Consider the following 12,606-nt stretch of genomic DNA (forward strand, 5'->3'; position numbering starts at 1 on the left):
CCCAAGCAAAAACTGACTGCATAATGCTCTATGCAGGACCACAAATAAAATCCACCCATGATACCAGTCAAAACCCATCAATGGGTAAATTTACGTCGCGAAAGTCTCATACCAAAATGCAAAGGCAGAAAGCAAAAAACACGATGGTTCATCGTGTTTTTTATTGGATATGCTAAGAATGTTTTATCACTAACTATTGATTATGGGAATACAAACAAATTAATGGCTGCCTATCAATATCTGCTGATCCCCATTGGTTTTGGTCAGCTCTAGATTTTGGATAAAGCGCCCTTCCACATCAGTGATGGTGATTTGCCAATCATCTATCACCACGCTTTCACCCTCTAAATCACCAACGAAACCGAGCGCTTGCATGACCAGACCGCCCATCGTGTCGACATCGGTATCATCAAAACGACTGCCAAGCTCCTCATTACAGTCTTCAATCACCGTGGATGCTTGCACGCGCCATGTGTTTGGCTTTTCAGGATCAGGGACGATATTATTAATATCGCTGTCTTCATCGAAGTCATCATGCTCATCGACGATGTCACCAACGATCTCCTCTAACAAGTCTTCCATGGTAACGACACCACCAAAGTTGCCAAACTCATCAACGACGATCGCCATATGCACTTGCGTGCGCTGCAATGAGCGCAGCAGGGTATCTGAACGAGCTGTTTCACTGATATATAATGGCTGGCGCACCAAGTCTTTTAGACGTTTGCTATCGATTTTGTCTTCTTGATTGCGTACCATGTGCACCAGAATAGGAATCAAATCTTTTGCCAATAAGATACCAATGACCGCATCATCATCTTGACTATCAAAAACAGGATAGCGCGAGTGCGTCGTATCAAGAATGATGTCCATCACTTCGTCAAGGCTAGTGCTTTCGTGCAGACCAATCACTTGCGGCCTTGGCGTCATGATTTCGCGCACTTGTGTCGCCGGCAGATCGAGCACGCCTTCTAACATATCGACCGTATCGGGCTCTAAAAACTGGCGCGAGTCTTGTACCAGACGAATCAATTCATCACGGGTTTCGGGGGCGGTCGATAGCCAGCGTTTTAAGCCGCGCATCGACCAACTACTCGGGCTGGGAGTGTCGTCAGACATGGTGGTGTGATTTAACCTCTTTAGTTAATGGCAATTAGAATAACCGTTCATAAAATAAGTAGAGCCTAGATGGGGACAAAAGCGCCAAATAAAACAGCGAGCTTATCATTATCTGTGTAGCAAACAACAGACATACCAGCACAATTTAGCTTCACTTTATCGCAAGCCTCACCGACATTCAACGACAAATTCACTCAAATTGTATTGTCAGTGTGTTATAAACTTTGCTATGGTCAAAGCCATTATTTATCAAAACAAACCTTATGTCGCTACGCTCCGTTTTTTACCGCTTATTATCGTCGCGTTCACGCAGCCAGCTTGCAGATAGCCATTCTGTCAGTCGCGATTTGGACAACATATCAGCAGATAACAAACCACCAAGACCGACATGGCGACATCGTCTTGTTATTTTTTTGATTGCTATCACAATATTGCTATCAGCAATATGGTTGCTATTAGCGATTTGGTATCAGTACGGGATAAGCTCTGTACTCACTTGGCTTGCAACACTCATCATCGTGGGTATATTAGCTGCGCTGCTAAGTATGCGTTATTGGCATACAGTCACAAAGATACTGCTCAGTGACTCATTGTCTAATAAAAAATCAATTCATAAAAACACAGCGACTAGATACCTCATTGGCTTATATGGAGCAACTTGGCTCATAGGTCTAGGCTGGTTTTTTTCTATCGAACCCCAGCAAGATCGCGACTGGATGGCTGAGGTCGACCAGCAAGTGGCTTATGAGCGCGATGCAACCAACCCTGATTTGATTACCTTAACCAATGTCCGTAATTTTGATTGGCGCACAGACGAGGACGCCACAGAGCATTGGGAGACGCGCACGATTGATTTATCTAAACTCTCTGGCGTTGATGTAACCAACTCTTATTGGATGGGGCCACTGATTGCTCATACTTTGGTCAGTTTTCGCTTTGAAGACGATAGACCACTTGCCTTCTCATTTGAGATTCGTAAAGAAAATGGCGAATCGTTTTCGGCACTGGCGGGATTTTTTAGACGGTATGAGCTGAGCCTGATTGCCGCCGAAGAGCGCGATATTATCTATACGCGCAGCAACGCGCGTGGTGAGCAAGTCTATCTGTTTCCTATCAGCAATTTGCAGCAACATGAGGGTGAGATCGTTGTTTGTATCTTACCTAACGGCAATGGATGAGCTCAATACCAAACCCGCTTGGTACAACACATTGACGAGTAACTGTACTAATATTATCTTTTATATGGCGCGTATCGTCAGTGGCGAGCGTTTGCCATGGGATTATCGGATTTGGGTCTCTGGGTGGCTGCCAAACTATCTATACGATGTCGGTATGCTCGACGCCAAGCCCAACAGCGGCGCGCAGAATTGGTCGATGGATACTTGGTACGAGCGCACTCATATCGATCCAAAAGTGCGTGGTTTTGATAATTTAGCAGGCAGCAGCGTAGTCAATAGCCGCGAGTTCTCCAAGCAGATTCGTCAGGATATTCCTATCCCGCCATTGGCTGACTCAAAAGCGGCAGCTGAAGCCAAAGCACAATTTGCGGCGCAGGCCGCCGCGCCATAAACTCACTACTCGCCATAAACTAATGATAAGAGTCTAAATGGATACCGCTAGGGCTGTACCCATGTCACCACCCGCTCCTCCATCTCTTCATTAGACATACCAACCTCAGAGACACAGCGCCCTGCCACCCCGACATTGGCCGCGCGCATCTGCTGCTCGGTGCGCGCCGCATCGCCAGTCAATAACAAATGCCAACTTGGGAGCTTCTGCCCTTTATACAAGCGTTTATAGGCGCAGTGTGATGGTAGCCACATCATGTTGGGCAGGTTTTCCATCGTGAGCTGAATACAGTCAGGCACATACTCTTGACGCGTGGCATAGTGCTGACAATGACCCGTCGCACAGTCCATCAGCTGACAGGTCACATCGGTATACTCAACCAACGCTTCGGCGTCATCATCATCGATATATTTGATCAGGCAGCAGCTACCGCAGCCATCACACAAAGCCTCCCATTCATGATGCGTCAGCTCTGATAAGGCAAATCGTGACCAAAACTGCGGGCGTAGTGGCTCAGACCTAGAACCAGTGTCAGCATTATTAGGAAATAAACTTACCGACTGCTCAAGCTTAGCATCCGGATTGACGCCTGAATGCAAGCCTGATTGTTCATCATTTTTGTTTAAGAAATTTATAGTCATAGGGTCGCAGTAGCGTTTTGATAAAGAGCGTTACACTATTATAGCTGTTTTTGCTAGAGATGGGCGTTAAGGTAGTACGAGTTAGAAAACGAACCATCACAATGACAAATAATCAAAACGACGAATAATCAAAACTCATAACATAAAAAAGGACAATCCTATGTCAGTTAAGACTTTCGAGTTAATCAGTACCACCGAAAATGGTGTTGAACTTATCAGCTATGTGGCGCTACCAGAAGACGCATCGGAAGAAAACCAGCGGCTGGCATCTTGGTCGCACCAGAATGGTGGGGCGTGGTCGATCATCCAAAATCAGTAGTAGAGCGTTTGGCAGAAGCAGGCTACGCAGCAGTTGCAATGGACGTTTATGGCGAAGGCAAACTCACCACCGATGCGGCGCAAGCTAACATGTGGATGGAGCAAGTGCTTGATGATCAAGACATGCTGATGGCACGCTGCCGCTTGATTTTGAACGACTTTAGCGATCAGTTATCAGTTGACGGTGACAATCTAGGCGCAATCGGTTACTGCTTTGGTGGTAAAGTTGTCCTAGACATGGCTCGCGAAGGCATGCCGCTAAAAGCGGTTGCTACCTTCCATGGTAACCCAACGCCAAAACAACCAGCAGACAAAAACTTTAAAGCAAAAGTATTGGTCGCGCACGGCCGTGATGATTCAATGGTATCAATGGACGCCATCGAGGGCCTAAAATCTGAGCTGGATGCGGCCGATGTCGACTACACTATCGATGTGTATGACAATGCCAAGCACGGCTTTACCAACCCCCATGCCGATGAGCGTGCAGCCAAAAACGACGTCGATCTCGGCTACAACGAAGCTGCCGCCAAGCAAAGCTGGGATAATATGCTTGAGTTTATGAAAGCCAATTTGGCATAAGAACCATTTGATATAAAACTCATAAAGAAGGGCAGCTTAACTATTAAGCTGCCTTTTATTTTCAGTCTTGTTTTATTGATGAGCTTTTGGGTAAGTAATCAGAGCGGTCTTGTGCTTCTTAGCAAATCACGTCATTATCACATTACTATCAATTGGATTGAGCGACGAAGATGTTATATCTATTGGTAACCCAGTTGGGTTGGCTGGCCTTTACAATTTTATTGATCGTGGTAGTCGCGCTATACACCAAGATAAAGCGAGAAATCACGTATTTGCGCCGCGATGTGACAAATCTACAGGCTGAACTTGAGCAGCAAAAAATCGCAGTATGAACGCTTCATCTACCCATTTGGCTGATGAGCGTGTTTATACGCGCGCGAGCGCTAGTGAAGGCAATACTACTAAAAATGATGCTGCTAAGCATGCAATTTTTGATTCACAACAGCGGTCTATAGATAATCTTTCAACGCTGTCATTTACATCATTGCCACCACCACTGCCTGTTACTACGCCAACTCCGACCAAAAATAAAATAGCAAATGCGCCGATTGAGCCTGATGAACGCTCACTACCTATTGTGACGTCGCTCATTCATTCAATCAAAAACTGGTTTTTCGGTGGCAATCTCGTCGTTCGGGTCGGCGTATTGGTGCTGCTAGTAGGCGTGGTGCTACTGCTGCGGTTACTCAGCGAATATATCGAAATTTCAATTACCACAAAGCTTGTAGCAATTGGCATCGCGGGGCTTGCGTTGGCAGCACTTGGGTTAAAGCTCACGGCAAAACGCTTTTCGTATGGGATTACGCTACAGGGCGCAGGCTTAGCGATTACATATTTGAGCACCTTTTTTGCTTATAGTGTTTATGAAATCATACCAAGTATTCCAAGCTTTATTGGGCTTGGATTATTGTCTGCTGTGACCATTGCCCTTGCTGTACGCCAAAACGCTTTTCCGCTCGCGTTGTTAGCGTTGTCTGGTGGATTTTTGCGCCGATTTTGACCAGTGAAGATACTGGTAGCTTAGTCGCCTTATTCAGCTACTACCTATTATTGAATGTCACGATTGCTGTGATTGCTCATTATCGTCCATGGAAGATACTGAATCTATTTGGCGTAATTGTCACGTTTGGATTGGCCTACTATTGGGGCAGCACGCAGAATCTTGATCCAATTATTGAGACGCAGCTTTGGCCATTGGTTTTGCTTATTACATTGCATTGGTTGCTTTACTTGTTTGTCGTCATTCGTTACGCGCAGCAAGTTATTGCCTACAACGCACTTAGCGAAAAAGCCCTTAGCCATATCGATAGTACAAATAATATCAAGCGTTTAGATAAAGCTACCGTAGGCAACAATGCCTATTTATTTCCCATCGATACTGGCTTACTGTTTTCAGTACCGCTTCTGTCTTTCGGCTTACTTTCTGCTTTACTTGATAAGATTCCTAATGCCTTGACCATCACTAGCGCGATTTTGGCGACTGTCTACCTTGGGCTGGGCTGGTTGTTTATCCAGCGCAGTGAGCGCTATGCTTTAATCACTGAAGGCATGCTGGCTTTAGGATTTGGGTTTTTGGCGCTGGTGATTCCGCTGGCGCTAGATGCGGAATGGATTGCCTTTGGTTGGTCAGTACAGGGACTTGCTCTGGTTTGGTTTGGCAGGCGTTCATTGCGGTCGTGGTCGGTGTTATTCGGCTTACTATTACAGCTCGTCAGTATCGGCATGCTCGTGACCACAGCGATATTCTCTAGCAACGACTATCCGGTTTTAGCCTTTAGTATTTCAGCAATTGCTTATCTGGCGACCGTTTTTATCTTACGCGCTAGCAACTCTCCTACGATATTAATGAATAAGCTAGATAACAGTAATAGTCAGAATCATGACGCTGTAATGCCTTCTACCATAAAGGCACAAAAGCGTGGCAACCCATCAGATACGATGACCAATTATACTCATGCACTGGGTATCAATGATCAAGCGGCGCAGCAATGGCTGAACGCTATCAGTCATCAAAGCCATGCGTTCAAACTCGTTTGGCACAGTCCTGAATTAATAAAGTTTTTAACATTGACAGCGATAGCGTGGATGCTACAAGTGCTGATACTTGATTTGCATCATTGGTTTGATAGTTGGCAATCAGATACGACAGTCATTGCGCTGTCAGCACTCATCAGCCTGGCCGCCTATTGGGTCATCAACCGTTATCGTCCGTGGGCGGAGATTAGACAGCTGAGTCGTGGATTATTGTTATTGTTTTATTTCATGCTAATACTGCAACTGCCACAAAAATTCGAGCGAAATCTAACATGGGCAACAGCGGAATGGCTGGTATTCATAGGCTTGATAATTGGCTGGTTACTGATAGGCCAGCTATGGCTAAAAACATGGTCTGATACTAAAAACACGGCACGTTATACTGAGGTAAGCTGGCTCGGTACAGGGCTGTTACTGATTGTTGCGGCTGCGCATTATAGCCTACCAGACTCTGATGGCGTGATGGCTATCTTGTTTTCAGCGGTACTCATATTATTGGGGTTATGGCTCAATCATCGTGATCTTAGTCAAAATGAAGAAAGCACCTCGACTAATAAAGTTTCAGAACACGGTCTGCTGTATTGGTTTAACTGGCAACAGGCCCTATTAGGTTGCGCTGCCATTTTTGCTCCCATTGCCCTACTTTGGGTTGTTCTTACCAATTGGTATTATGACGGTATGATTTGGGGACTGCCCTATTTTCCATTATTTAACCTATACGACATCACCTCATGGCTGACGCTATCGGTTGGTTTTAGTCTGTACTATATAAGCCAAAAAAACCGCGATGAGACACTTATCGGAGCAAGTACAACTGCCAAATCTAAGCGCATATTTACCGCTGAGAATCTGCTAATCATATTGGGACTGATCAGTTTTTGGTTAATCTCCAGCATGTTGGTCAGAACGCTACACGCCTTTATCGGCACGCCACTTTGGGACGGTGCTCAGGGCGGTGCATGGAGTAGCGAGCAAGTACAAACAGGACTGACAATTTTATGGACGCTCTTAGCCTTGGTCGCCACCATCCTTGCCAGCCGCTATTGGCAGCGCGCGCTTTGGTTTATGGGGATTGGTCTACTTGGCATTGTCGTACTCAAGCTGGTCTTGGTCGATTTGTCACAGACCGAGGCGATTTGGCGAGTCATATCTTTCCTTGGCGCAGGTAGTTTGATTCTGCTCATTGGTTATTTGGCACCCTTACCACCAGCGTACGAGGAAACAGAAAACCATACTAAAGAATAGTGATAGATTTGGTCGAGTGAAATTGTCCCGTGAGCAAGGTGGTTCTGTAGTAAACTGGACACCATTAGAAAGTAAACATTGATTGTTTTACTTTTAGCATTTTTTATAAAAGGTTATGAAAGCAGATGGATAAGAGAGCAAGTATTCAGTGGTTCCCTGGGCATATGAACAAAGCCCGTAACGAAATCAAAGAAATCATGCCGCAGATGGATGTGGTCATCGAGGTCATCGATGCGCGTATTCCCTATAGTAGTGAAAACCCAATGGTTGCTGCACTGCGCGGTGAAAAGCCTGTTATCAAAATCCTGAACAAAGCTGACCTTGCCGATCCTGAATTGACCCAAATCTGGATGGATCATCTTGAGCAGCAAGATGGGGTTAAAGCTCATTGCTTGCGACACTGAAAAAGCCAATGACGTAAAACGCATCATCGCCATCTGCAAACACCTCGTCCCCAATAAAGTCGGGACTGGTCGTCAAATCAAAGCGATGATTATGGGTATTCCAAATGTGGGCAAATCAACGCTGATCAATACGTTAGCAGGTCGCGCCGTGGCAAAAACAGGCGATGAGCCAGCGGTAACCAAGTCGCAACAACTGATTAAGCTTGACGATGACATCATGCTCTATGACACACCCGGTATGCTCTGGCCAAAGGTCGAAAACGAAAACTCTGGCTATCGTCTGGCGGCGACGGGCGGTATCCGTGATACCGCTTTTGATTTTGCTGATGTCGCCAGCTATACCGCTGAGTATTTGATGCACGCCTATCCTGAGTTGCTAAAAACCCGCTATAAAATTGACGAGTTACCCAAGACCGATTGGGAGTTCTTTGAAGTGGCAGGTCGTAATCGCGGCTGTGTGCGTTCGGGCAATCAGGTCGACACCTACCGTATGTCTGAGATTCTCATCAATGAGCTACGTAGCGCAAAAATTGGTCGTATCACGCTAGAAACACCAGCGATGATAGAAGCAGAAGAAATCGTCGTCGCCGAACAACGCATCGCTGCTGAAGAAAAGAAAAAAAGCCCGCGAGGAAGAAAAACGCTTACGTCGTCTAAAAACGCGGAAGAATCGGAAGTAGGTTTGGTTCAAGGCTCATTACTCAAAAAATAATTGCCTATATAAAAGCCCTTGTGGGCTTTTTTTATGTCTTTATTCTCTGTATAACATAAGTATCGTATGTCAAAAATACAAATATAGAGAATAAGTAATGACAGATTACAATTTAATGAAAGATTTCACTTTTCATGAAAGAGATGAGTTTACACGTGAGCCTATCGCTGAGAAAATCATTAAGCTATTAGATTCAGATATTGAAGTATCACCACTTATCATTGACGGTAAATGGGGTACAGGAAAGACAGAGTTTTGTTTTAAACTAAAAAATCTGATTGAGGAGAATAATCCGAATGATTATAAGGTTGGTTATGTAAATGCTTTTCAAGCTGATCATGCCAATGAGCCGCTCTTAACACTTATAGCTGAGGTGGCTAGTTTTTACGATGAAAAGACGACAAGCGAAAGAATTTTATAAAAAATGCAGTCCCTTGCCTAAGGCTTATTTCTGGTATAGGTCTCAAAGCAGGATTAGGATTTGCATTCGGTAGATATGCGGCAGATATTCCTGATGCACTAGCAGACGGAGTGGAAGAAATAAAGGATGGGTCAAAATCTCTTATCGACCAGTCACTTGAGTCTATGATTAAAGATCAAGTAGAAGCGGAAAAGAATTTATCGACATTGCGCGATGCTCTATCAGATATTGCTTCCACAAACCCTATCATTTTACTCATTGACGAGCTTGACCGATGTCGTCCAGATTTTGCAGTGATGATGTTAGAGACCATCAAGCATGTGTTTGATGTAGATAATGTACAAATTATATTAATTACCAATGCTGAGCAGCTTAAAGCCACTATAAAACATAGCTATGGTAGCGAAACGGACTCGCATAGTTATCTTTATAAATTTTTTAAGTATCAAATCAACCTACCAACGACCAATAAAGATGAAGAAAACCGTTCAGTTAGTAATAATGTGACTTATTTTAGAAGAGTTATACAGGACAGTAATGTAATTTCACAAGAATTTAAAGAAAACAAACTTATCTACCAAATCCCATTGTTTATTGATATTAGCACGCTATCGCTTCGGAATATTGAACAGGTTATACGTTGTATAGAGACGTTGATAGTTTTTGAAGATAAAGAAAAAAGTCAATCTTATGTAATCGAGCAAGTTTTAATGGTCTTCCTATCTTTTTTATACACTTAGATTAACACACCAAGTGCAACGCTAATTAATATTATAGAACGCCTGCATAGGCGTTTTAAACCCTAATCGTTTTCTTGGTCTGTTGTTTAGTTTGTTCTCAATGTCCTGTATTTCATTATCAGAGACTTGTCTAAAGTCACAACCCTTAGGCAAGTACTCTCTGATAAGGCCATTGGTATTCTCGTTGGTTCCTCGCTGCCATGACGCATAAGCATCGGCAAAGAAGAAAGGGCTAAAGAGCTTTTGTTTCACCTTCTTATGCTGAGCAAACTCTTTACCATTGTCAGAGGTAATGGTCTTAACCTGCAACCTCACTGGCGCTAAGAGTTCTATCATTGCCTCTGATACTTGCTGTGCTGTTTTATGACCCACACGCTTCATCTTCAGCAGCCCCGTTTTACGTTCAACGAGCGTGACAATCGCTTGCTTGTGATGCTGACCGATAACGGTATCCGCTTCCCAATCTCCAATACGTGAGCGTTCTTCAACAATACAAGGGCGCTCATGAATCGAGACTCTGTCATTGATACGGCCTCGAGTCTCAGCGGTTAGACGCTGCCGGTATGGTTTTCCTTTACGTCTGAGACACTGCCACAATGTACCGCCCTGCCTCTTATCACGCCAAATATAGCGATAAATGCTCATATGACTGATACCAGCATGAACGCCAGATATTTGCTCAGGACTCCAGTTCTCTTTAAGCTTGTCTGTCACCCATGCCCAGAGGTCAGTCACAATAGTTGTGGCGTTGTTAGCCCGTCTGTCACAAGCCTTGTTATTAGCATGCTTTGCTCGGTAACCTCGTAGGCTTTTATTACGCCTAAGCTCTCTTGATATGGTACTGGGACTTCTGTTTAACACCCTCGCTATAAAATTAATACTATGTTTTGCCCCTTTAAGGGCATAAATCTGGTATCGTTCACCTAGGCTTAGATGTGTATAGCTCATGGTTGCAATCTCACTTTGGTCGGTGGATAAAAACTTTGATGCTAGCGCATCTAGGTCTTTTTTCACCCTTGCATTTGGTATTGCACTTCATGTGTTAATCTAAGACAGATTAAATAATAATGTTTTAGAAGAAATAATATATAGAAGATTGGACTCTTCAAATTTTTATAGTTTGATATCAACTCGTAGTTTTAAACTTCCTCAATACTTTCGTGAACAAAGCGTTATCACATTACAAGAGTTGATAACTATAATATTCGATAGGTATTTTACTAGTAGTCGTATAAAGCTTCCAAATGACCATTGGGAACAAAGAGATACAATTATGACGCTAAGAAAGAATTTAGATCTTTATGAGCTAAAAGATAGCGTTGACAACCTGATTCAACATAATAGTAAAAATTCATCAATTCATCATTATATTGATCATACTATAAATAACCTTTTACTTTTCGATATCGTTAAGTAGTTATTTTTATTATATTATTTAATAGCATTGCGCCAAAGTTGGGTCGTAGCAAATACGTATATCAGGTATAATTGTTTACCTTCAAAAAATCAAATATAAGAGCCTATGACCCAGCCAACTGCTAACTCTATACCTTCTGAAACCAACTTTAATCACTCTAAAACATCTCTAAACTCCTTCGCCCCGCGCCTACTCGATTGGTTTGCCGAAAACGGTCGCCATGATTTGCCGTGGCAACAGCACCAGACCGATACGCCCAATCCTTATGTCGTTTGGTTATCCGAAGTGATGCTTCAGCAAACACAAGTGACCACAGTACTGCCCTACTTTGCGCGCTTTATGGACACCTTTCCGACCGTGCAAGACTTAGCCGCTGCTGACTGGGATGTGGTCGCCGAGCATTGGGCGGGGCTTGGCTACTATGCACGCGCGCGTAATTTGCATAAAGGCGCAAAGCAACTGGCCGAGATAATTGACGAGACCGGTGATTTTCCGCAGACGCTAGCGGACTGGGAGGCGATTTCGGGCGTTGGGCCATCGACCGCAGGCGCGATTATGGCGATGGGATTGCATCATTATGGCGTTATCTGCGATGGCAATGTCAAACGGGTGCTGACACGTTGGGCCGCTATCGACGGCGACATTACCAAATCTGCTACGACGAAAGAGTTATGGGCATTAGCGGAGCGTTTAACACCGACAGAGAACTCAGGACTGTTCGCACAAGCCATGATGGATATGGGCGCAACGTTATGTATGCGTAGCAAACCTGCTTGCCGATTATGTCCGCTACAAGAAGATTGCTTGGCACATGCTGAGGGACGCGAGACTGATTATCCTGTCAAAGCGAAAAACAGCCCAAACCGAGTAAGTTTAGCGATGCATTGCTGATAGAAAATATAGACTGTGAAATATTGTGGCTACAACGCCCTGATAACGGCATTTGGGGCGGATTATGGAGCTTGCCATTACAGTTCGTAGAAAAAATTGATGGTAAAGCAAATAGCAAGATAACTGGCAAAAATACTGCTAAAAAACCAGTCACGAGCGACGATAAGTCATCAAGCTTGGCAAGTGGCGTGCGTAGTAATGAAAAAGTCTATGAGACAGAGTTCACCACTGCTGAGCAAATCATTAATGAATGGCTAATAAAGAATGAACTGGTAACCGAATCAGTTAGCAATACCTTATTAGATGACGCCCCTATCAAGCACTCATTGACGCATTTTCATTGGTATTTAACACCGCGCAAACTCACTGTCGATGCTGCGCAAACGATAGAACTCAACGAGAAACTAGCAGCAGCTGAGATTGATTTTAAATGGCTCACCGAACAAACAGCACAAGACAGTCTAGGATTGCCTCGTGCGATGATTAAAATCTTAGAATAAAAATTAGTGTAAAAAA

Annotated in this window: 10 protein-coding genes and 3 pseudogenes; 10 read left to right on the forward strand and 3 right to left on the reverse strand. The window is 44.1% G+C overall.

Going from position 1 to position 12,606, the window contains the following annotated elements:
- Nucleotides 1–219 precede the first annotated feature (219 nt).
- Nucleotides 220–1,119 (reverse strand): CBS domain-containing protein, encoded by a 900-nt coding sequence (locus PKHYL_RS15315; protein ID WP_240365533.1) that lies wholly within the window; start codon nt 1,117–1,119, stop codon nt 220–222.
- Between the two features lie 263 nt (nt 1,120–1,382).
- On the opposite strand from PKHYL_RS15315, the gene PKHYL_RS17820 reads away from it, so the two are divergent.
- Together PKHYL_RS17820 and PKHYL_RS17825 are read left to right on the forward strand one after the other, a co-directional pair.
- Nucleotides 1,383–2,297, forward strand: coding sequence for an Lnb N-terminal periplasmic domain-containing protein (locus PKHYL_RS17820; protein WP_269778189.1), 915 nt, complete (start codon nt 1,383–1,385; stop codon nt 2,295–2,297).
- A complete protein-coding gene (locus PKHYL_RS17825; protein WP_269778190.1) occupies nt 2,266–2,688 on the forward strand; it encodes a lipoprotein N-acyltransferase Lnb domain-containing protein in 423 nt (140 codons plus the stop codon). Before PKHYL_RS17820 ends, PKHYL_RS17825 begins: the two co-directional genes overlap by 32 nt.
- A 47-nt stretch (nt 2,689–2,735) precedes the next feature.
- Here PKHYL_RS17825 and PKHYL_RS15325 read toward each other — a convergent pair whose 3' ends face one another.
- Nucleotides 2,736–3,329, reverse strand: coding sequence for a YcgN family cysteine cluster protein (locus PKHYL_RS15325; RefSeq protein ID WP_240365534.1), 594 nt, complete (start codon nt 3,327–3,329; stop codon nt 2,736–2,738).
- Between the two features lie 160 nt (nt 3,330–3,489).
- Here PKHYL_RS15325 and PKHYL_RS15330 point away from each other — a divergent pair.
- The 6 genes and pseudogenes from PKHYL_RS15330 to PKHYL_RS18335 all read left to right on the forward strand — a co-directional run bounded on the left by PKHYL_RS15330 (nt 3,490) and on the right by PKHYL_RS18335 (nt 9,782).
- Nucleotides 3,490–4,226 (forward strand): annotated as a pseudogene (locus PKHYL_RS15330) (dienelactone hydrolase family protein).
- Nucleotides 4,227–4,396: 170 nt separating this feature from the next.
- Nucleotides 4,397–4,558, forward strand: coding sequence for a hypothetical protein (locus PKHYL_RS15335; RefSeq protein ID WP_240365535.1), 162 nt, complete (start codon nt 4,397–4,399; stop codon nt 4,556–4,558).
- Nucleotides 4,555–7,505 (forward strand): annotated as a pseudogene (locus PKHYL_RS15340) (DUF2339 domain-containing protein). The gene PKHYL_RS15335 and the pseudogene PKHYL_RS15340 overlap by 4 nt, the downstream one beginning before the upstream one ends.
- 125 nt (nt 7,506–7,630) lie before the next feature.
- Nucleotides 7,631–7,909, forward strand: coding sequence for a YlqF/YawG family GTPase (locus PKHYL_RS15345; protein ID WP_240365536.1), 279 nt, complete (start codon nt 7,631–7,633; stop codon nt 7,907–7,909).
- Entirely contained in the window at nt 7,866–8,621 is a 756-nt protein-coding gene (gene ylqF, locus PKHYL_RS15350) for a ribosome biogenesis GTPase YlqF (protein WP_240365537.1), read from the forward strand. Before PKHYL_RS15345 ends, ylqF begins: the two co-directional genes overlap by 44 nt.
- Nucleotides 8,622–8,736: 115 nt before the next feature.
- Nucleotides 8,737–9,782, forward strand: a pseudogene (locus tag PKHYL_RS18335) (KAP family P-loop NTPase fold protein).
- A 21-nt stretch (nt 9,783–9,803) separates the two neighbouring features.
- On the opposite strand, the gene PKHYL_RS15365 reads toward PKHYL_RS18335, so the two are convergent.
- Complete coding sequence (locus tag PKHYL_RS15365) at nt 9,804–10,730, reverse strand: IS30 family transposase (protein WP_025643743.1); 927 nt, start codon at nt 10,728–10,730, stop codon at nt 9,804–9,806.
- Nucleotides 10,731–11,304: 574 nt separating this feature from the next.
- On the opposite strand from PKHYL_RS15365, the gene mutY reads away from it, so the two are divergent.
- Nucleotides 11,305–12,090, forward strand: coding sequence for an A/G-specific adenine glycosylase (gene mutY / locus PKHYL_RS15370; protein ID WP_240365540.1), 786 nt, complete (start codon nt 11,305–11,307; stop codon nt 12,088–12,090).
- Entirely contained in the window at nt 12,084–12,590 is a 507-nt protein-coding gene (locus PKHYL_RS15375; protein ID WP_240365541.1) for a hypothetical protein, read from the forward strand. Before mutY ends, PKHYL_RS15375 begins: the two co-directional genes overlap by 7 nt.
- Nucleotides 12,591–12,606: the final 16 nt, after the last annotated feature.

Origin of the sequence: Psychrobacter sp. KH172YL61 (genome assembly GCF_007182895.1) — a bacterium.
Taxonomy (GTDB): domain Bacteria; phylum Pseudomonadota; class Gammaproteobacteria; order Pseudomonadales; family Moraxellaceae; genus Psychrobacter; species Psychrobacter pacificensis.